This is a genomic window from Exiguobacterium aestuarii, assembly GCF_020171655.1.
GTDB lineage: Bacteria > Bacillota > Bacilli > Exiguobacteriales > Exiguobacteriaceae > Exiguobacterium > Exiguobacterium aestuarii_A.
Map to the genome: position 1 here is coordinate 54,419 of NZ_JAIVAC010000003.1, position 21,138 is coordinate 75,556.

At 47.6% G+C, this 21,138-nt stretch carries 23 protein-coding genes; 9 read left to right on the forward strand and 14 right to left on the reverse strand.

The features are described from left to right. The 4 genes from LCM29_RS12855 to LCM29_RS12870 form a co-directional block, all read right to left on the reverse strand. Window positions 1-1,185 carry an EAL-associated domain-containing protein gene (locus tag LCM29_RS12855; protein WP_224863258.1) on the reverse strand — a complete coding sequence of 395 codons (1,185 nt, stop codon included), beginning with the start codon at window positions 1,183-1,185 and terminating at the stop codon, window positions 1-3. Between the two features lie 40 nt (window positions 1,186-1,225). Next, the gene (locus LCM29_RS12860; RefSeq protein ID WP_214696381.1) at window positions 1,226-1,477 is read right to left on the reverse strand and encodes a hypothetical protein; all 252 of its coding nucleotides are present in this window, start codon (window positions 1,475-1,477) and stop codon (window positions 1,226-1,228) included. Window positions 1,478-1,577: 100 nt separating this feature from the next. Beyond that, window positions 1,578-3,107 carry a DEAD/DEAH box helicase gene (locus tag LCM29_RS12865; RefSeq protein WP_224863260.1) on the reverse strand — a complete coding sequence of 510 codons (1,530 nt, stop codon included), beginning with the start codon at window positions 3,105-3,107 and terminating at the stop codon, window positions 1,578-1,580. A gap of 170 nt (window positions 3,108-3,277) precedes the next feature. Next, a complete protein-coding gene (locus LCM29_RS12870; RefSeq protein WP_224863263.1) occupies window positions 3,278-4,129 on the reverse strand; it encodes a S1 RNA-binding domain-containing protein in 852 nt (283 codons plus the stop codon). Window positions 4,130-4,417: 288 nt separating this feature from the next. On the opposite strand from LCM29_RS12870, the gene LCM29_RS12875 reads away from it, so the two are divergent. The 5 genes from LCM29_RS12875 to LCM29_RS12895 all read left to right on the forward strand — a co-directional run bounded on the left by LCM29_RS12875 (window position 4,418) and on the right by LCM29_RS12895 (window position 7,965). Next, window positions 4,418-4,570: a hypothetical protein gene (locus tag LCM29_RS12875; RefSeq protein ID WP_015880844.1), complete on the forward strand. Its 153-nt coding sequence runs from the start codon at window positions 4,418-4,420 to the stop codon at window positions 4,568-4,570. 129 nt (window positions 4,571-4,699) lie between these two features. Continuing rightward, the gene (locus LCM29_RS12880) at window positions 4,700-4,942 is read left to right on the forward strand and encodes a hypothetical protein (protein ID WP_074033069.1); all 243 of its coding nucleotides are present in this window, start codon (window positions 4,700-4,702) and stop codon (window positions 4,940-4,942) included. An 87-nt stretch (window positions 4,943-5,029) separates the two neighbouring features. Continuing rightward, window positions 5,030-5,290, forward strand: a complete 261-nt coding sequence (locus LCM29_RS12885) for a hypothetical protein (protein ID WP_026826759.1) — start codon at window positions 5,030-5,032, stop codon at window positions 5,288-5,290. Between the two features lie 78 nt (window positions 5,291-5,368). Further along, the gene (locus LCM29_RS12890) at window positions 5,369-6,070 is read left to right on the forward strand and encodes a lysophospholipid acyltransferase family protein (RefSeq protein WP_214696387.1); all 702 of its coding nucleotides are present in this window, start codon (window positions 5,369-5,371) and stop codon (window positions 6,068-6,070) included. Then, window positions 6,067-7,965, forward strand: coding sequence for an ABC-F family ATP-binding cassette domain-containing protein (locus LCM29_RS12895; RefSeq protein WP_224863265.1), 1,899 nt, complete (start codon window positions 6,067-6,069; stop codon window positions 7,963-7,965). The genes LCM29_RS12890 and LCM29_RS12895 overlap by 4 nt, the downstream gene beginning before the upstream one ends. Before the next feature lie 83 nt (window positions 7,966-8,048). On the opposite strand, the gene LCM29_RS12900 is transcribed toward LCM29_RS12895, so the two are convergent. From LCM29_RS12900 to LCM29_RS12930, 7 genes are all read right to left on the reverse strand, one after another. Then, on the reverse strand, window positions 8,049-8,978 hold the full coding sequence (locus tag LCM29_RS12900) for an NADP-dependent oxidoreductase (RefSeq protein ID WP_224863267.1): 930 nt from the start codon (window positions 8,976-8,978) through the stop codon (window positions 8,049-8,051). 93 nt (window positions 8,979-9,071) lie between these two features. Further along, window positions 9,072-9,611 (reverse strand): GNAT family N-acetyltransferase, encoded by a 540-nt coding sequence (locus tag LCM29_RS12905; protein WP_224863269.1) that lies wholly within the window; start codon window positions 9,609-9,611, stop codon window positions 9,072-9,074. Further along, a complete protein-coding gene (locus LCM29_RS12910; protein ID WP_015880838.1) occupies window positions 9,608-10,243 on the reverse strand; it encodes a response regulator in 636 nt (211 codons plus the stop codon). Before LCM29_RS12910 ends, LCM29_RS12905 begins: the two co-directional genes overlap by 4 nt. A 2-nt stretch (window positions 10,244-10,245) precedes the next feature. Then, window positions 10,246-11,268: a sensor histidine kinase gene (locus LCM29_RS12915; RefSeq protein ID WP_074033063.1), complete on the reverse strand. Its 1,023-nt coding sequence runs from the start codon at window positions 11,266-11,268 to the stop codon at window positions 10,246-10,248. Continuing rightward, on the reverse strand, window positions 11,265-11,954 hold the full coding sequence (liaF, locus tag LCM29_RS12920; RefSeq protein WP_015880836.1) for a cell wall-active antibiotics response protein LiaF: 690 nt from the start codon (window positions 11,952-11,954) through the stop codon (window positions 11,265-11,267). The genes LCM29_RS12915 and liaF overlap by 4 nt, the downstream gene beginning before the upstream one ends. Before the next feature lie 78 nt (window positions 11,955-12,032). Further along, complete coding sequence (locus tag LCM29_RS12925; protein ID WP_214696394.1) at window positions 12,033-12,677, reverse strand: PspA/IM30 family protein; 645 nt, start codon at window positions 12,675-12,677, stop codon at window positions 12,033-12,035. Between the two features lie 22 nt (window positions 12,678-12,699). After that, on the reverse strand, window positions 12,700-13,089 hold the full coding sequence (locus tag LCM29_RS12930) for a hypothetical protein (RefSeq protein ID WP_224863272.1): 390 nt from the start codon (window positions 13,087-13,089) through the stop codon (window positions 12,700-12,702). A 245-nt stretch (window positions 13,090-13,334) separates the two neighbouring features. Between LCM29_RS12930 and rsgA the strand changes: the two genes are divergently transcribed. Then, window positions 13,335-14,300, forward strand: coding sequence for a ribosome small subunit-dependent GTPase A (gene rsgA, locus LCM29_RS12935; protein WP_224863274.1), 966 nt, complete (start codon window positions 13,335-13,337; stop codon window positions 14,298-14,300). Window positions 14,301-14,340: 40 nt separating this feature from the next. On the opposite strand, the gene pflA is transcribed toward rsgA, so the two are convergent. Next, on the reverse strand, window positions 14,341-15,057 hold the full coding sequence (gene pflA / locus LCM29_RS12940) for a pyruvate formate-lyase-activating protein (protein WP_026826768.1): 717 nt from the start codon (window positions 15,055-15,057) through the stop codon (window positions 14,341-14,343). Window positions 15,058-15,113: 56 nt separating this feature from the next. Next, a complete protein-coding gene (gene pflB, locus LCM29_RS12945; RefSeq protein ID WP_224863276.1) occupies window positions 15,114-17,360 on the reverse strand; it encodes a formate C-acetyltransferase in 2,247 nt (748 codons plus the stop codon). A gap of 361 nt (window positions 17,361-17,721) precedes the next feature. Here pflB and LCM29_RS12950 point away from each other — a divergent pair, with 361 nt between their 5' ends. Genes LCM29_RS12950 through LCM29_RS12960 form a run of 3 tightly spaced genes read left to right on the forward strand, consistent with a single transcriptional unit; the run spans window position 17,722 to window position 20,005 of the window. After that, complete coding sequence (locus tag LCM29_RS12950; protein ID WP_214696410.1) at window positions 17,722-18,144, forward strand: hypothetical protein; 423 nt, start codon at window positions 17,722-17,724, stop codon at window positions 18,142-18,144. A 53-nt stretch (window positions 18,145-18,197) separates the two neighbouring features. Further along, complete coding sequence (locus tag LCM29_RS12955; RefSeq protein WP_224863278.1) at window positions 18,198-19,364, forward strand: DEAD/DEAH box helicase; 1,167 nt, start codon at window positions 18,198-18,200, stop codon at window positions 19,362-19,364. Continuing rightward, entirely contained in the window at window positions 19,361-20,005 is a 645-nt protein-coding gene (locus tag LCM29_RS12960) for a hypothetical protein (RefSeq protein ID WP_224863279.1), read from the forward strand. Before LCM29_RS12955 ends, LCM29_RS12960 begins: the two co-directional genes overlap by 4 nt. A gap of 22 nt (window positions 20,006-20,027) precedes the next feature. Here the strand turns inward: LCM29_RS12960 and LCM29_RS12965 are convergent, their stop codons facing one another. Further along, window positions 20,028-21,134, reverse strand: a complete 1,107-nt coding sequence (locus LCM29_RS12965; protein WP_224863281.1) for a hypothetical protein — start codon at window positions 21,132-21,134, stop codon at window positions 20,028-20,030. Window positions 21,135-21,138 lie beyond the last annotated feature (4 nt).

Genomic DNA, 21,138 nt, shown 5'->3' on the forward strand with positions numbered 1-21,138 from the left:
TCAGTCTAATAATCGATTCTGGTACAGATATTCTTCGGATATGTCGGCGAATAAGAACATGCCGTCGGGTAACGGATAACTGAACGTACGAGTCACTTCGTTTGAACTGAAATCACGATAGTCTCCAGATAAATAGCCACGTCCCCGAACGTCCATGGCCGCCATCGTTTGAATGAAATATGGTCGGAAACTCCAGTTGTAACCCCGATACGTATTATCGACACGCCATTCTCCGTTCACACAGTAGACGTTTGCACTCGTCTGAAAACCTGTCTTATCCGTCAAATAGTAACGGACAAACACTTCCTCGAGCTTCGGTGCGATGTATTGAATCCACTCGTCTTTCTTATCTTTCGACCATTTGCCAGATTGAACGAGTTCTCCGATTCGACGATGTAACTCAAACTCAAGTTCGTATAAACGATTTAATCGTTTCTGATCATGTAAAAAGAAAGAAGGCACTTCTTGCGCCAAGACACCCATTCCTTTGATTTCTCGTTGTGGAAGCTCGTCTTCTAGACCAAGCAAACCACCCATATAATAGCGACCGCCGTGTTGCCAAGCATAACGAAGCTGTCCGATATGGTTGATGGATTTGTACAGTAGCGGTGCACCGAGCTTCGAAGCGATATATTCCATCGTTTGAAGCATATTCGGATAGGTGACCGACAACGTCTTTTTCTCTACCATCGTACCGAGATCGACAAGCAACAATTCTGGCGCGAGTGTCATAATGTCCTCGATACTCGTCGACTCTGCGAAGTCTAGGGCAATTTTTAGTCCATATGAACGGTAGTATTGAATGACACGCGATAGGCGAGGAACATCAACCAGATCCGTCCCCTGAAGCGTCACATAAATACGATGTAACGGGAAATTCAATTCGCGAAGCGGAGCTAAAAAAGCTTCTCCTCCTTCTTCAAGAATCCATTCCGACCGACATCTGAACGTGACGAATGGCTTGGCGTCTCGAAGTTGTGCTGCTGCCAATTGCTCCATCCGTTGGGCGATGTCTAACTGATACTCGAGCGGAACGTCATCATCATAAAAAAATGGTGTCAACGATTCGCCTCGGAATCGCCCATGTACCATATAGCCTTCCACTTGAAACGTCGCCGCTCCAAGGATTGGTTCATACGTCACCATCACTTCTTCAGGATGGACCATCACTTCTACCGCATCCATAACTCATCACCTCTTCGTTAAATGCGAAAACGAGCTACAATCAGCTCGTTCGCGTGTGTACATACATATAGGCACCGAAACAAGCAATAAAATAGGCGATACTCATTACGCCATATGCAATGCCCATCTTTCCGCCTACTCCAATGGCTAACACTAAAAAAATCATCGCTCCAAATAACAATGTCGCCACGGGGATATAACGAAAGTTAGGACGGTCTGTCTTTGACACGATTGGTTTGAGTGCGAGCACACAACCAAATAGCACAAGGAGACCGAAACTTAATTCCACCATCCGTTGACACCTCATCCTTCTATCTCTACTCAACTAGTGTAGCACGACACAATAAAAAAAGCCGCAAATCCACTTAAGGAAATGCAGCATTTCACGATGATTAGTCACGCGGACGGCGTGGGCCACGGTCATCCGAGCGACGACGATCGTCACCACGGTATGATCCTTTACGATCTCCACTGCGTCCATCACGACGTTCGCCACCGCGTCCACCACGACGATCGCCACCACGGCCACCGCCACCGCCACGACGGTCGTTACGACCACGGTATCCACCGCGATCGCCACCACGGCCACCTTGACGTTTGACACGAACTGGTTCAGCGTACGAGATTTCAACAGGTGTTGAATCTGGCTCTTTCGTCAATCCACGAAGGGCTGCAGCGAGAATTTCAACTGCTTCATACTCTTCAAGAAGTTCAGTCGCAAGTTGCGTGTACGCTTTGAAGTCGCCCGCTTGAACGCGTTCAATCAACTCTTCAGCTGCTTGCTTTTGGTTTCCTTCAAGTACTTCCGCGATTGTCGGTACGTGACGACGGTTCATGCGTTTGTTCGTTACACGTTCGATTGCTTTTACTTGTCCAAACTCACGTGGTGTGATGAATGTGAGGGCAGTACCTGTTTTACCAGCGCGACCTGTACGACCAATACGGTGTACGTAGCTCTCTGGGTCTTGTGGTACATCGAAGTTGTAAACGTGCGTGACACCTGAAATATCAAGTCCACGTGCAGCAACGTCAGTCGCTACTAAGATATCGATCGTTCCGTTTTTGAAACGACGAATCACTTGGTCACGTTTTGATTGCGTCAAGTCTCCGTGAAGACCATCTGCTGTATATCCGCGCTTGATAAGTGCTTCTGTCACTTCATCAACACGTTTCTTCGTACGAGCGAAGATGATGCTGAGTTCTGGTGAGTCGATGTCGATCAAACGGCAAAGCGTATCGAATTTTTGACCTTCGCGCAATTCGATGAACTGTTGGTTGATGTTCTCAACTGTCATTTCTTTCGCTTTGACTTTGATGATTGTCGGCGACTTCATGAAACGCTCTGCAATCTTTTTGATTTGTGGTGGCATCGTCGCTGAGAAAAGAAGCGTTTGGCGCTCTTCAGGAAGACCTGCCAAAATCGTTTCGATATCTTCAACGAAGCCCATGTTGAGCATTTCGTCTGCTTCATCCAAGATGACCGTTTGAATGTCATCAAGTTTGATTGTTTTACGTTTCATGTGGTCCATGAGACGTCCTGGTGTTGCAACGACGATTTGTGGGTTCTTTTTCAAACCACGGATTTGACGGTCGATTTGCTGACCACCGTAAACAGGAAGTGCGTATACGCGCTTTGTTTCTCCGATTTTGTTTAATTCTTCTGCAACTTGAATCGCAAGTTCACGTGTCGGTGCAAGAACGAGTGCTTGGACTTGACGTGCCTTTGAATCGATTCGCTCAATTGTCGGAATACCGAAAGCTGCTGTTTTCCCTGTACCTGTTTGTGCTTGTCCTAATACGTCCACTCCTGTGAGTGCGACAGGAATTGTCTCAGCTTGGATCGGTGTAGCTTCCTCGAAGCCCATTTTGTGTACACCTTTTACTAACGCTTCACTTAATTGTAAATCTTGGAATTTTGTCAAATTATATTCTCCTTTGTTCATACAAAAAACGTCTGAGTTCAGTTTGACAGATCTACAGACGTTTTCTCAATGTTTCCTCATAGTCAACTTTATTAACTATAACGTATTTATTCCTAAAATGAAAGAAATACATTTTCAAACTTTTTCATGTCATCCGAACATGAGTTATCTTATTTCAATTTGTAGCCGTTGTCGAGCTTTTCAACTTGCTTTTCTTTTAGTAGTTTTCCGAGCGCCCGTTTAAACGCGGCTTTGCTCATCCCAAACTCACGGTCAATGACGTCAGGGGCTGTCTTGTCGCCGTAAGGCATTTGACCACCACGTTCCTCGATATAAGAGAGGACGCTCGCCGCATCGCCGTCAATCGCCTCATAGGCACGTGGTTTCATAGAAACGAGAACCGTTCCATCTTGTTTCACTTGGGTCACCCGAACCGTCAATTGTTCACCGAGACGTGGCCAACGTGTCATTTCTGCTTCATGTAAGAAACCGAGTGATTCCCCTTCGACCCATACGTTGACGCCAACTTCACGTTTATTGACGACAGTCGCTTGAACAACTTGGTTGTTCCATTCTTCTTTCGATGGACGTGCCAACAAGTTCAAGTATGCGTAAGGTGCCGGATCCCCAAGCAAACGTCCTTTTTGGTCATATTTCAAACGAATACACAATTGGTCTCCCGTTTGCGGCCAGTATGACCGGTTCTCTGGTAAGTCGTCCATCGAGACGAGAACATCTTTTTGAATCCCGATATTGACGAAGACACCTGTGTTATATCGAACGCCAGTCACTTCACACCATTCATACTCATCGAAAGAGACCGTCGGAATCGTCATCGTTGATGCGAGACGCCCTTCTGAGTCATGATATAAAAAGACACGAACCGTTTGACCGACCGTCACTTCTTCCGTCTGTTCTTTTCGATGAAGGAGTACCTCTTCGCGACCGTTACTAATGAATACTCCAAAATCAGCAGAACGTTCCGCGACCAAGTCTACTACTTCTCCTGCGCGCAATGCCATTACACCCACATCCTTTTCTAATCTATTACTGTCAGTATACCTATCTACACACGTTCCTAATCATATCATGTTCACTTTCAACATTTTGAATAAATGTGACGAATTTGTGAACGTGAAGTGAAAAGGGAAACCCGTCACAAGAAATGGAAGGAAGATGATTTATTAAAATTTTGTGACAATTTTGTGAACGTCTTTTTTTCTTCTAGTATCCTATTTTTGAAAACGTTATTATATAGGAAGTGTCCGGTATAGATAAGGTTTCATTTAGGATTGATCGGGGGATAATAAATGTTTGATATACAGTCTCGTTCGTTTGCAAAACGTTTTACAAAAGGGCTACTCGTCGCCTTTTTCGCATTACTCGCATCACTCAGCTTCATTTTTTCAAACGGTGTGGATACAAACGTATCGTCATCATCGACTTATATGACTCAAGAGTAAACGTCTTCCGAGCTACTGGAGGCGTTTTTTCTTTGCCAAACGCAAACAGGAATTTCCTACAAAAGGTCGAATACGATTAAAAGACCTTGCCTTTTTCTTTACTACCACATAAGAAAAGGAGACTCCGCTATGATTTTCTATTTTCTTACGACCATCTTATCGACTGCAGGCCTCGCTTTTTTGTTCCAGTCCGAACTATATAAAGATCCGATTGGAACTTTTCTATTTGCTGTCTTGATTGCGATGGGACTGTCTTCTTTCAAACAACTCTTTATGCAAGCGAGCGAGTTCTTTGTGGAAAGACGGAACCAGAAACGAATCAAACGTGTCGTGGCCAGAATGCATTCGACGACACGGAAACGCTCTACATAACGCTCGTCTTCCCTCTCCACATTTGGTATTCTATGAAGGAACAGACAACGTACATTGGATTTATAATCGCAGGAGGCACACAATCGTATGAATGAAATTCCGTTATCGAACGAATGGCTACTTCGTTATTCACCTGTCATGGAGCTTTGGTTAAAAGAAGATGGAATCTTACTTGTCGATGACGACAATCGCATCCGCCTCACCCTTGAAATCGGGAACGACCAAGCCATGCAAATTAAAAGTATTGAACAAGACGGCGCTTATTTCGTCGTCGATCCTGTGAATAAACGCATTACGTTCGAGCTTGAGGAAGAGGAAGAAGAGAGCGATTCTCGCTTTTGGGAATAAGGATTCATGCCGAAGGGTCGGATTCTCGTCAAGAGAAGAAGACTCTTTCTTGTTGTCATTATGAGAGGAGAAAATAAAATGATTCGAACAGCTGTATGGTTTTTCTCATTTTTTGCGGTGTTACCGATCACCGTCCCATTTTTACAAAAGGCGAAAAAAATTGATCCACCAAAGCGTTATCGCTACGTACAAGACATCGCTTATAAATGGGCACAATTCTTGTTGAAAATTGCCGGTGCCGACATTCGGGTCCATGGACAGGATCACATTCCGGATGAACCGGTCGTCTACGTATCGAACCACCAAGGAAACTTTGACGTTCCCATCATGTTGACGGCCACGAAACGACCAAAGGCATTCATTTCGAAAATTGAGGTACAAAAATTCCCGATCATCCCGCGTTGGATGGAATTGATGGGCTGCATCTTTATCGATCGAAGCGATCGTCGTCAATCAATCAAAGCGATTCGCTCGGGCGTCGAAACAATCCAATCCGGTCAGTCAATGATCGTCTTCCCAGAAGGAACACGCTCAAAAGGCGGTCCTATGAAAGAATTTAAAGCCGGGAGTTTGACACTTGCGACGTCAAGCGGTGCGAAGATTGTTCCAGTTGCCATTCAAGGGAGCTACAAATTGTTAGAAGCCAAAAATCGAATCACTCCGGCAACGGTCGACGTCACCTTCTTACCCGCGATCGACCCGGCTGACTTACCGAATAAGGAAATCGCTGCAACAGTCGAAGCAGCCATTCGTCAACAGATTGAAGGAGAGAACGCATGAGTTTATTAATGATTGAGGGCATTCATAAAGAGTTTGCCGACAAAGTCCTATTTGATGATGTGACGATGACGATTCATCCAGGAGACCGCATCGGAATCATCGGGGTGAACGGTTCTGGAAAGTCGACATTCATGAAAATCATCGCTGGTGCCGAGACGGCGGACAAGGGAACGATGCAACATCCGAACGATTACCGCATCCGCTATCTGACTCAGACGGTCCAATTCGATGAAGGTCAAACGATTCTTGACGCCTTGTTCACAAGCGATACACCGTCCGTTCAAGCACTGAAGCAATTCGAACGTGCCCGCCAAGCGCTCGAAGCGGATCCGACGAGTGAGCATTTACTCGAACGTTTCATGAAAGCTCAGCAGGCTGTCGATGCCGCAGACGCTTGGGAAACGGAAGCAAAACTGAAGTCGATTTTGAACCGTCTCGGTCTTCCTGACGTGTCCGTCGATGTGAACGCCTTATCAGGAGGACAACAAAAGCGTGTCGCTCTCGCCGCAGCGTTACTCGACGAAGCGGACTTACTGCTCTTAGATGAGCCGACGAACGAACTTGATGCCGACACGATCGCATGGCTCGAGACGATGCTTGCCGATTATCGGGGAGCCATCCTTCTGATCACCCACGATCGTTATTTCTTAAATCGTGTCACAAACCATATCTTAGAGATTGCGGACGGGACGAGTTACTTCTATAACGGGAACTATGAGCTGTTCCTTGAGAAGCGGGCCGAACGAAAAGCACGGGCACAATCGATGGAACAGAAACGGCAAAATATTTTACGTCGTGAACTCGCTTGGTTACGTCGAGGCGCAAAAGCACGAACAACGAAACAAAAAGCACGCATTCAACGTGTCGAAGACTTGAAACATCAAGAAAGCTTGGCCGAAGAAGAGTCACTCGACGTTTCCGTCGGATCACGCCGACTCGGTAAAAAGGTCATCGAAGTCGAGGACTTGTCTTTTGGATACGACGATTCGCTCCTCATTCAGCAGTTCAATTGGATTTTCGGACGCCGTGAACGCTACGGCATTGTCGGACCGAACGGGAGCGGGAAATCAACACTTATGAACCTGCTCGCCAAGCGTTTGGAACCGACAAACGGTACCATCGTGCACGGGGAAACGGTCCATCTCGGCTATTACGGTCAACAAGTCGAGTTTGAAGACGAATCACGACGCGTGATAGACGAAATCGAGCGGATTGCGAAAGTGATTTATACGCCGGACGGCGAGACAATCACGGCCGGTCAAATGCTCGAACGCTTCCTCTTTTCACCGGACGCGCAATATAAACCGATTGCGAAGTTATCGGGTGGAGAAAAACGACGCCTTGTCCTCCTGCGGATTCTCATGGACGAACCGAACGTCTTGTTCCTCGATGAGCCGACGAACGATTTGGATACGGAAACGTTATCCGTGTTAGAAGACTATTTAGAATCGTTCCCTGGCACCGTCATCGCCGTCAGCCACGATCGTTATTTCTTAGACCGTGTTGCCGGACAGTTGATCGCATTTGAAGACGGGACCATCCAGGTATATCATGCAGAATACAGCGATTACTTGACGATGCGCCAAGAAGAGGTTCGTCAAGTGAAGAAAGAGAAAGAACCAAAAGAGAAAAAAGAACGGGCGAAGTCGGAAGTCGTGAAATTCACCTTCAAAGAACAGAAGGAATGGGACACGATTGAAGAAGACATCGCCGCGCTTGAAGAACAGATTGAAGCACAAGAAGCGACGCTTGCGACCGCGGGCAGCGACCTCGGAAAAGTAAATGAATTGTACGCAACAATCGCCGAACTGAAAGAATCACTCGATGCCAAGATGGAACGTTGGACGTACTTGTCTGAAATCGATGAACAGATACAAGCACAGAAAAAGGGCTGATCTTCACATGAGGTAGCCTCTCAAATAAAATGAAAAGGAGGTGGATTTTCGGCGCGCGTTCCGGGAATCCACCTCTTTTTTTATTACTTCACTTTAATGACGATTTTCCCTTTGGCATGCCCTTCTTCTCCATAGTCATGAGCAAGTTTTGTGTCTTCTAAATCAAAGACACGGTCAATCACAGGTTTCAGTTCGCCTTTTTCAACAGCTTCCGCAATTTTTTTCAAGCGCTCCCCTGTCGGTTGCATGAAGACATACTCGGCGCGGGCATTTGCTTGTTTGGCTTCCTCTTGATTCGGTGGTGTGGAGATGGAGACGAGCATCCCATTTTCTTTCAGCATTCGATACAGTTTGCTCTGTCCGTCTCCTCCCATCGTATCGAATACGAAGTCAAGATCGCGGACTGTCTCTGATGGATCTTGTCGTTTATAGTCGATGACCTCGTCGGCCCCAAGTTCGCTGACCCAGTCCACGTTCGGCGTACTCGTTGACGTGACGACATACAATCCGTGTGCTTTCGCAAGCTGGATGGCAACCGTTCCGACACCACCTGAACCAGCACCGATGAAGATTCGGTCACCCGGTTTCGCATCCATCACTTCGAACATGACTTGCCATGCCGTATGCGCGACGAGCGGAAGTGACGCGGCCTCCTCGAAGCTCAATGAATTGGGTTTCTTGACGACGAGATGGGCATCGACCGCCACATATTCGGCATATGTGCCTTGCCGCGCAATATCCGAACGGCTGAATACTTCATCGCCGACCTTAAGCTCGGTCACATTCGCCCCGACTTCTTTGATGACTCCCGATACATCCCATCCGATGACCAGCGGCATATCGAAATGAAGCATTTCTTTTAAGTATCCTTCACGTAACTTCCAATCCACCGGGTTGACACTTGCGGCATGAACCTCAATCAATACGTCATCTGCACCGATTGTCGGTTGGTCAAGCTCCCCTACTTTGAATTCGTCTGACCCGCCATACTGTTCGATATATACTGCTTTCATCCCATCGTCCTCCTTTGAATGATTCACCTTTATTGGGTTCCCATTTTAGTCGCATCACAAACGAAAAAGCACACCGCCCGTTAGGCGATGTGCTTAGATTGACTGATGTGTTATATAGCTATAGATATAGACGTCATGGGCTTGTCCCCGCTGACGCATGTAATTATGTAGTCGACCTTCTTGAACGAATCCATTCTTCTCAAGCATGCGTTGCGACGCGAGATTGTCGATATAGACAATGGCACCGACACGTTCAATCTCACATGTCTCGGCAAACTGTAGGGCCGCATGGAGGGCTTCGGTCGCAAAACCCGAACGCCAATATTCTGGTCTGAGTTCATAACCGATTTCGGCGCGACGGTGTGACGGCGCCCGATTGTGAAAACCGATTGTTCCAATTAACGCTTTTGATTCTCGATGTTCAATCGCAAAACGGATGATTGCCCCCGTCTCAATTTGGGTGAGCATATGGGTAAGCATCTGCTCCGTCTCTTCAAGCGTTTGATGCGGCTCCATCCCATAATGCTGGAGCACGCGTTCATTTGAAAAAATGGCGAATACGTGTGGACGATCCTCCATTTGAAGGGGGCGCAGTCGAAGACGTTCCGTTTCAATCACCGGGAGCCGATTCATCCTTTACTCACCAGATTATGTTGAAACGCATACACGACAGCTTGTGTTCGGTCATAGACATCAAGTTTCGTCAAGATGTTCGAGACGTGCGTCTTCACCGTCTTCAGTGAAATAAACAATTCGTCCGCAATGACTTGATTCGACTTCCCTTCTGCCATGAGTTGCAAAATTTCTCGTTCACGTGCAGTCAAGCTCTCATGGAGGGTCATCTCCGGGTGACGTAGACGTTCGAGCATCTTTCCTGTCACTTGGGCAGCCATAACGGGGTTGCCGGCAGCCGTCTGACGAATCGCGTCGGCAATTTCATTGGCGTTTGCCGTCTTGAGCACATAGCTCATCGCGCCGGCTTCAATGACCGGGTATACTTTCTCGTCATCCAAGAAACTCGTCACGACTAGAATCTTAGCCTCTTTCCAGCTTGCTTTGATTCGTTTCGTCGATTCAACCCCATCCACAGGTTCCATGACTAAGTCCATGAGAACGACGTCCGGTTTTTCCGCAATCGCAAGCTCCGCTCCCGTTGCGCCGTCCGATGCCTCACCGACGACTTCAATGTCCGGTTGTGTCGATAAAAAGGCAGACACGCCCGCTCGGACCATTTCATGATCATCAATTAATACAACTCGAATCATCATTACCCCTCCACTTGTTGTTTCACACGTACTTCGATTTGTGTTCCGACATTCGGCACACTGACCAATCGCAACGTTCCACCGACTTCCGCCGTGCGCTCTCTTATCGATTGTAATCCATATGAGGCGACTTGTGTATCGTCCACGTTAAATCCGATTCCGTCATCGTTGATCTTTAAAATAACCGTCTGTTGCACGGTTCGCATCTCAATTTCTAGGCGAGTCGCCTTCGCATGCCGCAACGTGTTACTGATCGCCTCTTGGACGATGCGGAACAGTTCGTTTTCGGTGTGCCGTGATAGCTTCACTTCTTCTAGACGCCAGACGAGTTCAGTCGACTGTTTACGCGACAGTTCTTCTAATAGGCGTTCGATCCCGGTTTTTAACGTCATGCCCTCTAATTCCACCGGTCGCAGTTGTAGGAGTAACGAGCGCATCTCTGCCTGTGCCGTTTGGGCCATGAGCTCCACTTGCTCCATTTGTTTACTCGCTAATTCCGGTTTCGTTTGCATCGTCTGTTTGACCGCAGTCGTCATCATCGAAATGGCGTAAAGCTGTTGACTCACGGAGTCGTGCAGTTCGCGAGCGACGCGACGTCTTTCTTCGACGACCGCTTCACTACGCGCCTCTTCGACACTGACCGGGCGTTCGCCAACTCGTTTCGCCATTTCAATCATCTCTTGACGTTGTTTTGAGACGCGAACGATTCGTTCGAGCGTGTCTCGGTAAGGAGACAACGGTCGGAACGTGATCTCTTTTTGGTTCTCTAGTTTCCAAAGGGCGTTCGCGACCTCTCGAAAGTCTCGACGTAAGTAAAAGTATGATGCGACTCCAAAGATACTGCCAATCAAAACGGCAATCACCAAAATGGACACACCGAAAGGCAACCCTTCTTCACGCGAAAATAAGTCGCTCAGTGAAGTCGAGTCACCTATGAGAAACGCTACTGTAATCAAGAAAGCCGTCAAGAGGCTACTGAACAATTGATGCCAGACGACCGTTCGTGGATAAGAATCCTTTTTCATACCGTCATCACCTCAACACTTCCGCTCATGAGCACGATATGAATCCGAACTTTCCGCGTAGCCTGGACATAATCATCAGACGCCGTATAGAAGCGACGGTTAAAAACCGGTGAATAGTTCGAATCATCAACTTGGACTTTCCCAAATCCAATCGACGCATCAATCGAATAATCATAACCAGCCGGAATGAGGATACGGATGTCTCCCGCAAGTCCATTTAGGAGCAAGAACGTCTCCCCTTCAGGAATGATGGCTTGTGATAGATCCATCTCAACATCACGTAGCAAAAAGAACTCATTCGTATCGCGTAACACATAGTGTCCCGATTCTTTCATACCGAACGAGAAGGCTTGTTCCTGACGAAGCGGCGTCCGAATTTTTGATTCGACCGGTCGATTCTTATAGAGTCGGTACCCAAAAAGCAACAACAGACCCGAGAGCACAAACCCAAACGCGGCTGACGAGAAGATCAAGCCAATCAAGAGAATGCCTCCGATGGCGTAAAAGATATAGCTGGCCGACTGTTTGCCCCGACGACTGAAGCGTCTTCCAATATAAAGAAGAAGCAATGGGAGGATCATGCTGAATAAGACGCTATTCCCACCCGTCACGATGTCGATAAAGAGTCCAACTGAAAATAAAATAATCATGAATCCAATGATTTGACGTGTGTTCCAACGTTCCATGTTCATTCCCCCTTTCTGTTCATATGTATGAAGCAAAGAAAGCGATGACCTTGTTCAGGTCATCGCCGAACCGTCACCTCACTCTTGTTTAAAGCGACGCTCCAGTTCTTTTAGTTTTGCTTCAAAATCATCTTCATCTGCTTGCGTGTCTTTCTTCTCTTCAACAGGTTGTTCTTTCTTCTCTTCCTCGGTAAACGGATGAGACTGCGACGTGTTTTGACCGAAGATTTGGTCAAGTGCCCCTTTTAGAAGGTCTAAATTTTCACGCATCGCAAATTCATATCGTTTGTTTTGCATTTCATCGAGCTTGAGTTTCATCTCGAGTGCACGACGCTCTAGCGCATCCAATTCACGCTCTCCTTCATCAATCAACCCTTCGAAATAACGATACTGTTCTCCGTAGTGTTTTGACTCAAGAGCTGCACGTTCTGCCAACTTCTCTTCACCAGCCTGCTTCGCCAGTTCTGTCTGTTCATATCGTTTATCTGCCATCTTTTTGGCATCATCACGCTTTTCAGCAAGCTCTGCAAGTAGTGTGCGTTGACGTTCGACGAGACGCTCAACCGATAACGCTTCTTTCTCCGCTCCACGGATATGACGGTTCAATTCCGCTTCTCCACTCGAACGTGGCATCTCTTTATCTTGATACTTCTTCACTTCTTTTGAAATCTCTTTCGTCAATTCATTCGCTAGTTCACGAAACTGATCAAACGGTGTCTTCATGGTGAATCCTCCTTATGAAATCTTAACGACGATTAACAAATTTTTGCCACACTTGATCGAACTGTTGGAAGCTGCTACGGCTAGCACGCGTTCCGTCGGCATTTAAAATCTCGACTTCCGGGTCGCGTTTCACACCTGTATACATCATATACCCTTTAAACAACAACCACGCGACAATGATTCCGACGAGCGCCCAAATGTTTGAGAGCATCGTCCCAATCCCGATGACGGCAAGGATCCCGAAACCAACTTTAGCACCGATGTGTGTCACAGCCTGAAAACGGACTCCAGCCCAAAGCGTCAAGAGCGCTCCTAATCCGAATAAAATCATATTCGGTAAAGAACCGATCAACACGAGCACTAGAGCGATCGCGGCTACGATGAACAACACCTTTTTCACTTGGTGATTCATCTGTCATCCCTCCTTGTTAAGTACACTCTTATCATAATACGTTATTTTGTATAGGTCGACGAGCGGAAGGCTTGTTTCGCCTCGGTCTTTAGACTGAGATGTTACCGTTTCCAATAACTGTGGTACACTGATGCTATCGAACAATGAAAGGATGATGTTTTATGAGCAACATGATGCATGCACGTCACCAAATGTCAGCGAATCGGAGGGCTGTCGTCCTCCATCATTAAAAGGAGGATTCTAATTTGTTTCAACAAACTGAAACGGGACGTGTCACGGCACAGTTCCAACATCTTTATACTGTATCAATCGGAGAAAACGCCTACATGTGCGGGGTTTCCGGAAAATTTCGACATGAGGCGACGAGCGAACGGGATTACCCGGTCATCGGCGATTATGTCACGATTCAAGTTCGCGAGCATGGTCAAGGTACGATTCACCATCTCCTTGAGCGTCGGACCGTTCTATCACGAGCGGCCGCCGGCAACGAGACGCGTGAACAATTGATCTGTGCGAACGTCGACTACGTCTTGATCACGATGGCATGCGGACACGACTTCAACATCCGCCGCCTTGAGCGCTATACGCTAGCTGCGTGGGACACCGGGGCCATCCCCATCATCGTCCTGACAAAGACCGACCAAGTCGAATCCGTCGAGACACTGCTCGAAGACATTGAGCTAAACGCACCTGGAATTCAAGTATTTCCTGTCAGTGCTGTGACGGGAGAAGGGGTTGCTGAACTTCGTCAGGCGTTACCGAGTGAAAGTACGATTGCCTTCGTCGGTTCGTCCGGAGTCGGGAAATCTACGCTGACGAACGCCCTAGCCCACGAGACACTTGCCATCACGCAAGCTGTCCGGACGCAGGACGAGCGCGGCAAACATACGACGACACATCGCGAACTGTTCCGAATCGATGACTTATACGTCATCGACACACCAGGGATGCGCGAGTTCGGACTATGGGAAGGAAGCGAGCATCTCGATGAGACGTTCCGTGACATCGAAGCGCTTGCCGAGACTTGCCGCTTCCGCGACTGCTCACATCAGAAAGAACCGGGCTGCGCCGTCCAAGAAGCGCTAACGAACGGTACGTTAGATGCGAAACGCTATGCCAGCTTCGTCAAACTAGAACGGGAACTTCTCTATATGGAGAAGAAACAGGCAGAGCACGCCCGCGTCTTAGAAAAGAAGAAAAAGCGAGTATAACGTCAAACAAGCGCAGACCACACCGGTCTGCGCTTGTTTTTTATACAGTTCCCTGTAAGATTCCTTCCGCCCATTCGACTTCATCAGACGTCGGGGGTTTTGTTCCTTTGAGCGGATAATCGAGTCCGAGCGCCTCCCATTTATAGACGCCCATCTCATGGTAAGGCAGAATCTCGACTTTCTCGACATGGTCTAGTTTTTGAATGAACGCGGCGGTGCGACGAAGCGCCCCTTCTTCAAGCGTCCATCCAGGTACGAGGACGTGGCGAATCCACATTTTCGTTCCGCGCTCGGAAAGGTGTTCGGCAAGCGCGAGCGTGTTGGCATTGCTACGTCCCGTCAATTTTTTACACATGTCGTCGTCGATATGCTTGATATCGAGTAAGACGAGATCGGTGTGATCTAAAATCGCATCCAAGTTAGGAGGACGGAGCGCACCGGACGTATCGAGTGTCGTATGGAGCCCATGCTTTTTCGCTTCACGCAGCAGTGCCTCTAAAAATTCAGGTTGCGCGAGTGGGTCACCACCTGAGATGGTGATGCCGCCGTTCGATGCCTCCATGAACGGTCGGTAACTGAGCGCTTCTTGAATGACGTCTTCAGCCGAGCGGTGGTTATTCTTTTTGAAATCCCACGTGTCCGCGTTATGGCAATAGAGGCAACGTAACGCACAACCTTGTAAAAAGACGATGAAGCGAATACCAGGGCCGTCAACTGTTCCGAATGATTCGACCGAATGTACATATCCCATTGTCATCGAAATGACCTCCTAACGAATGAGCGGCCCTCCGTGGAAGGCCGCTAAGCCTTTACTTACAACGAACCGTGGAACGTACGGTTGATGACATCAATCTGTTGCTCACGTGTCAACTTGATGAAGTTGACCGCATATCCAGATACGCGGATTGTGAGTTGTGGATACTCTTCCGGATGTTCCATTGCGTCGAGAAGCGTCTCGCGGTTGAAGACGTTGACGTTCAAATGATGTCCTTTGTGCTCTCCACTCATATACCCATCAAGAAGTGCCGCCAAGTTGAGTTCACGTGCGATTTCTTCTTTTCCGAGTGCTTTCGGTACGATTGAGAACGTATACGAGATCCCGTCTTGTGCGTGTTCAAACGGAAGTTTCGCAACAGATGAGAGCGATGCAGCCGCACCTTTCGTATCCCGTCCATGCATCGGGTTGGCACCTGGAGCGAATGGTTCACCAGCACGGCGACCGTCTGGCGTATTCCCTGTTTTCTTACCGTACACCACGTTTGATGTGATGGTGAGGACCGATTGCGTATGAAGCGCGTCACGGTATGTTTTATGTTTCCGTACTTTTTCCATGAACGATTCGACGAGTTCCACAGCAATCGTGTCGACACGGTCGTCATTGTTACCGAATTTCGGGAAGTCGCCTTCCGTTTCGAAATCGACGATGATTCCTTCTTCGTTACGAACCGGTTTGACGCTTGCATATTTGATTGCTGAAAGACTATCTGCCGTTACGGAGAGACCCGCGATCCCACAAGCCATCGTCCGTAAGATTTCTGGATCGTGAAGCGCCATTTCGATACGTTCATACGCATATTTGTCATGCATGAAGTGAATGACGTTGAGCGTATTGACGTATAGCTCTGCCAACCAATCGAGTGTACGGTCAAAGTCGGCATATACTTTATCGTACGTGAGCACATCTTCTGTATTCATCTCCCAAGCAGGAGCAATTTGAGCGCCGCTCTTCTCATCACGTCCGCCGTTCATGCTATAAAGAAGGGCTTTCGCCATGTTGGCACGCGCACCGAAGAACTGCATTTGTTTCCCGATCTTCATCGGTGACACACAACATGCGATGCCGTAGTCATCACCGAATTGTGGCATCATCAAGTCATCATTCTCATACTGAATCGCCGATGTTTCAATCGACATTTTCGCACAGTATTGTTTGAATCCTTCTGGAAGTTTCGTCGACCAAAGGACCGTCAAGTTTGGTTCTGGAGCAGGACCGAGGTTCGTGAGTGAATGTAAGAATCGGAACGAGCTCTTCGTGACGTTCGAGCGACCATCTTCACTCATCCCACCGATTGACTCCGTTACCCAAGTCGGGTCACCTGAGAACAATTCGTTATAGTCCGGTGTCCGTAAGAATTTGACGATCCGAAGCTTCATGATGAAGTGATCGACGATTTCCTGAACGTCTGATTCTGTTAAACGACCAGCTTCAAGGTCACGTTCAGCGTACACATCAAGGAATGTTGAGACGCGTCCGAGTGACATCGCGGCACCGTTTTGTTCTTTGATCGCAGCAAGGTATGCCAAGTACACCCATTGATACGCTTCTTGCGTGTTTTCCGCAGGGCGACCGAGATCAAATCCATAAGCGGCTCCGAGTTGTTTGAGTTCTTGGAGGGCACGAAGTTGTTCCGATAGTTCCTCCCGGTCACGGATGTCTGATTCAGATAAGAATCCACCTCGTTTCGCCAAGTCTTTTTTGCGCTCTGCCATCAAGAAGTCAATTCCGTAGAGCGCGACGCGTCGATAGTCACCGATGATGCGTCCACGACCGTACGCATCCGGAAGACCTGTGATAATCCCTGATTTACGAGCGGCCCGCATTTCAGGCGTATAGGCATCGAAGACACCTTGGTTATGTGTTTTACGGATCTCTGAATAAATTTTTGTGATTTCTTCATCTGGTTCGAAACCATATGATTCGAGTGCGGCATCCACCATGCGAATCCCGCCATTTGGGTGAATCGAACGTTTGAACGGCTCATCCGTCTGAACGCCAACGACTTTCTCTAACTCTTTGTTTAAGTAACCTGGTCCATGCGACACGATTGTCGATGGTGTGTGTTGATCAACGTCCCAAACGCCTCCGCGTTCACGCTCTTCTTTTGTCAGTTCCATCACACGATTCCAAAGAACGTTTGTCGCTTCTGTCGGACCTGCTAAGAACGTATCGTTCCCTGTGTATTCATGACGGTTCAAACGGATAAACTCACTGACATTGACTTCATTCGTCCACTGACCAGGGATAAAACCTGACCATGCGGATTTGATTTCGGTTGCCATGTTGATTCACTCCTCATTCTCGAAAGTAATTGCGTGTTATCTATACTGTGAGTGTACGTGAAAACGTGAACAATATGTTTTACAGTCTTGTGAAACTTGTAACAATCTTATGAACGTGATGAAATAGCCGTTTTTGAAAGCGTTTTACAAACTGTTATATTCGATTAATTATATAGTTTGAAACAGCTGAATCCCATTTCATTAGGGCCGAACTATGGTCTGTACTAATTTGATTGTTCTGTGACGAACTATACAGTTTTGTGGGTGATAAATCTCACATCACTCGGTTAGAACTTGAATTTTTGTGTCGTATCAGACACAATGAAGGCAGAACATTGTATAAGAGGAAGGGGTTCTACTCATGACGTACGAACCATTAACACCAAGCCACGCCTTTCAAGTCGGCGATCGCATCTCGTTGAAGGTCGACGAAGCCGGTGAAAAGCGTGATGGATTTATCACAGAATTTGAAGATGGAGGGTTTTGGATTCGCTTTGACGATGACATCGAGAACGAAGATTTTATCGATTATCGCGACCAATTACTTGCAGGACTTTTGTCGCGTCCGATCCATGTCATCACGACACATCCGGAACTGAAACCGTTCGAGAAAATGACGTCCGAGTTACAGTATCGCGTTTATCAAGGATTCACGATTGAGAAAGTGGAATTGACAGCAGAAGGCGCGGATGCCCACATCCAACTCATCGAAGACGGTCAAACGTATACACAGACGTTACGTTCTTCAATGGAAGATGGTCAGGAGCATGTTCGCTATATTTGACGAGGGAGCGCTTTCGCTTCCTTTGTTTTTGCCTAAAGATAAGGAGACCTATTATGAATTTTACAAAACCTTTTATTAACGAGACGTGGGAACGGATGGGCTTTAACGAGCCGATGCCGGTCCAAAAAGAGGCGTTTCCCCTACTATTAGATGGAAAAGACGTGACAATCGAGGCACCGACCGGAACGGGTAAAACGCTCGCTTACCTGCTCCCAGCGATTGAAAAAATCGATCCCTCGAACGACCGAATCCAAGTCGTCATTGTCGCTCCAACTCGTGAACTTGTCATGCAGATCCAACAGGTCGCACAACGTTTCACCGAAAAAGGCGATGTCCGCATCGGCTCGTTCATCGGCGGTGTCGAATTGAAACGTCAAATCGATCGAATCAAGAAAAAACCGCATTTAATCGTCGGGACACCGGGACGTCTCGTCGAATTGATTGACAAGAAAAAGCTGAAGCTCCATGAGACACATACCGTCATTCTCGACGAAGCCGACCAAATCATCGACAGCGGTTTGACAGAGGCGGCTGAGCGCATCATCAAGCATACTGCGCATGAGCGTCAACTTGCACTCGTCTCGGCAACACTCACTGATTCACTCAAAGAGTGGTCGGCACCGTTCATGAACGAGCCGGCACATATCAAAATCGAACGTGCTGTCAGCGATCAAGTGACATACGGTTACTTGTTGACGACGCGTCGCTACAAACCAGAACTGTTACGCCGTCTTTCACACGTCGATGGCGTGAAAGCACTTGCGTTCATCAATAACCGCTCGTTCTTGCCACCACTTCGTGGGGAGCTTGAAAAGTTGAAAGTGGACTACCGCATGCTCGACAGCTTGAAAGGAAAGCGCGAACGCGTCGAGACGCTCCGTGAATTCCGTAAAGGCGAATACCCGCTCCTCATCACGACGGGTCTCGCAGCGCGTGGTCTCGATATCGAAGATGTGACGCACGTCGTCCATTTCGATTTACCAGAATCCATCGATGACTTTATCCACCGTTCAGGCCGTACGGCTCGTGGTAACGCAGGCGGGACCGTCCTTTCTCTCGTGACAACGGACGATTTACCACACTTGAAATCATTCGCGCGTCAACTCGGTGTCGAATTGAAAGAACTTGAAATTTATCGTGGCGACGTGATTGAGAAACGGATTGAGGAAAAGCCTCCTGTCGTCAAACGTCCTGCGAACAAGCGAGGACCGCGCCGATGAAAAAAGACCGGAAAGTAATTCCCTTCCCTTTGCTCGTCGAAGAGTCCGAATTGCTTGCCGAACTGAAAAAGTTATATGAGCAAGCCGCTCTTGCGCGAAGCACACAATGGACGAACTATATTCAAGAGATTGCGTCGGAAGGGACATGGCATTTAAAAGATGCCGAGCTCTTCCGTGACCTCTTCATTGATTGGGCCGTCTTCTTTGAAACGGACGAAGATGGCATGACACCACACGGTCGCTATTTGGCTGACCATAAGGGCGACATGTCACCTGCTCTTTATCACGCACTCCGCGGACTAGCTGTCCCGCGCTGTAGCATCTTTGAAGTGACGGAGGACGGCCAGTTGAAAGACTGGGAGTCCAAAGAGACATACGCTGTTCAGTTACCCGAAGAACGTGAGACCGGCGACCTCGTCCTCGGAAAGTTACTCGACATCCGAGGCAGCTGGCGCTTCGGTTCGGCGTTTCTCGCCTTACCTGCGAAGATGTCTGGAAACGTGTCTGATCTATATATCGACTTTACAGATGAAGTCGGACCCGGTGCCTTTTTGGAGCAATTCCCGGAGTTCTGCGCGGAACTGATCGACTTATTGCTTGATTTAGAAGAAGGCGTCATCATACCGAAACCATCAAAATAAGCAAAGGGCCGCGGCCCTTTGCTTATTTTTGTCTGACGTACACGTCAATCTGATCGAGCATCGCTTGCGCTTCCTCGTTTTCAGGTGTAACCGCCGCACTAGAGACTTGTTTTCCATCCTCATAAACGTCGATGATGACACCGTCTTTCGCTTGGCGCGTTTGGTACAGGCGACCGTTTGAATAGAAGGCGTGATCTACTGAGTCGAGAACTTTCCGAGTCATCTGCTTCCCGGTACCTAAATCAATGACAGTTTCTTCGCCATCCGCATTTAGTGTGAATAGTGTATTTTCGAAGACTGAATAGTCCCAAAAGTCTTGGTCTCCTGCCAACTGGACAACTTTTCCTGTTTCCGTATCGTAAGCGAATTGCCCCGGCATCGTAATTCCACTATAGTACGTCTCTTCCCCTTCTCTAATTGTCTCATAGGCACTGACGCCGACTGGGACATAGCGTGTTTCGAACTTGGACGGGGATCCACTTGTTTCATAAAAACGACTTGTTCCACTTACGTGCGTGATAAATCCATTTTCCATCTTTATTTCTTTGACAGTGACGTCATCCATCGTTTGATTGAATGTCGCAAGCATCGTCGTTTCATCACCATCATAGCCTTCTCGATAAATCAAATTTAGTTGACCATCATTTATGAACAAACCTGCCCACACACCTGTCAAGATCTCATAAATTTGACGATCCTTTGCATCGAACTCATAAGTGGTTATCTCTTTTCCGTCTAACTGGTTAAAGATTATGAGCTCTTCATTTCTATTTTGGCCAATTCCTATGAATCCATTTTCCGTTTGAATTGATTGTGCAAACGTCAATCCGTTCATTTGTCGGTGCATCGAGCGCTCTTCTTTGTTTAAACGATCTCGATAACGAATTCCTTCAGCGATATAATTCAAATTCGAGGTGACTCGACTCTCCTCAGAAGTGACTTCAAACCTTTGAGCAACATCATTCTCTGCGTTATAACCAAATTCAACGACCGCGTCTTTCCAAACAGATGGATTCGAACTAATGTTTAACGACCACTTCGCTTTTGGTTCCATTGCGTCAACGGCAAATGTTCCAAGCCCTATCACAATGACCGCACCAAGTGCGACCACATTCCACATTCGCTTCATCTTC

Coding starts and splice junctions, on each gene's coding strand:
- LCM29_RS12855 (WP_224863258.1), bottom strand. CDS start 1,185: ATGGATGCGGTAGAAGTGATGGTCCATCCTGAAGAAGTGATGGTGACG.
- LCM29_RS12875 (WP_015880844.1), top strand. CDS start 4,418: ATGTTTGATATACAGTCTCGTTCGTTTGCAAAACGTTTTACAAAAGGG.
- pflB (WP_224863276.1), bottom strand. CDS start 17,360: ATGGCAACCGAAATCAAATCCGCATGGTCAGGTTTTATCCCTGGTCAG.
- LCM29_RS12915 (WP_074033063.1), bottom strand. CDS start 11,268: ATGAAAAAGGATTCTTATCCACGAACGGTCGTCTGGCATCAATTGTTC.
- LCM29_RS12925 (WP_214696394.1), bottom strand. CDS start 12,677: ATGAAGACACCGTTTGATCAGTTTCGTGAACTAGCGAATGAATTGACG.
- LCM29_RS12880 (WP_074033069.1), top strand. CDS start 4,700: ATGATTTTCTATTTTCTTACGACCATCTTATCGACTGCAGGCCTCGCT.
- LCM29_RS12950 (WP_214696410.1), top strand. CDS start 17,722: ATGACGTACGAACCATTAACACCAAGCCACGCCTTTCAAGTCGGCGAT.
- LCM29_RS12870 (WP_224863263.1), bottom strand. CDS start 4,129: ATGGCATTGCGCGCAGGAGAAGTAGTAGACTTGGTCGCGGAACGTTCT.
- LCM29_RS12900 (WP_224863267.1), bottom strand. CDS start 8,978: ATGAAAGCAGTATATATCGAACAGTATGGCGGGTCAGACGAATTCAAA.
- LCM29_RS12960 (WP_224863279.1), top strand. CDS start 19,361: ATGAAAAAAGACCGGAAAGTAATTCCCTTCCCTTTGCTCGTCGAAGAG.
- LCM29_RS12965 (WP_224863281.1), bottom strand. CDS start 21,134: ATGAAGCGAATGTGGAATGTGGTCGCACTTGGTGCGGTCATTGTGATA.
- liaF (WP_015880836.1), bottom strand. CDS start 11,954: ATGGAACGTTGGAACACACGTCAAATCATTGGATTCATGATTATTTTA.
- LCM29_RS12905 (WP_224863269.1), bottom strand. CDS start 9,611: ATGAATCGGCTCCCGGTGATTGAAACGGAACGTCTTCGACTGCGCCCC.
- LCM29_RS12910 (WP_015880838.1), bottom strand. CDS start 10,243: ATGATTCGAGTTGTATTAATTGATGATCATGAAATGGTCCGAGCGGGC.
- LCM29_RS12895 (WP_224863265.1), top strand. CDS start 6,067: ATGAGTTTATTAATGATTGAGGGCATTCATAAAGAGTTTGCCGACAAA.
- LCM29_RS12860 (WP_214696381.1), bottom strand. CDS start 1,477: ATGGTGGAATTAAGTTTCGGTCTCCTTGTGCTATTTGGTTGTGTGCTC.
- LCM29_RS12955 (WP_224863278.1), top strand. CDS start 18,198: ATGAATTTTACAAAACCTTTTATTAACGAGACGTGGGAACGGATGGGC.
- LCM29_RS12885 (WP_026826759.1), top strand. CDS start 5,030: ATGAATGAAATTCCGTTATCGAACGAATGGCTACTTCGTTATTCACCT.
- LCM29_RS12930 (WP_224863272.1), bottom strand. CDS start 13,089: ATGAATCACCAAGTGAAAAAGGTGTTGTTCATCGTAGCCGCGATCGCT.
- pflA (WP_026826768.1), bottom strand. CDS start 15,057: ATGACAATGGGATATGTACATTCGGTCGAATCATTCGGAACAGTTGAC.
- LCM29_RS12890 (WP_214696387.1), top strand. CDS start 5,369: ATGATTCGAACAGCTGTATGGTTTTTCTCATTTTTTGCGGTGTTACCG.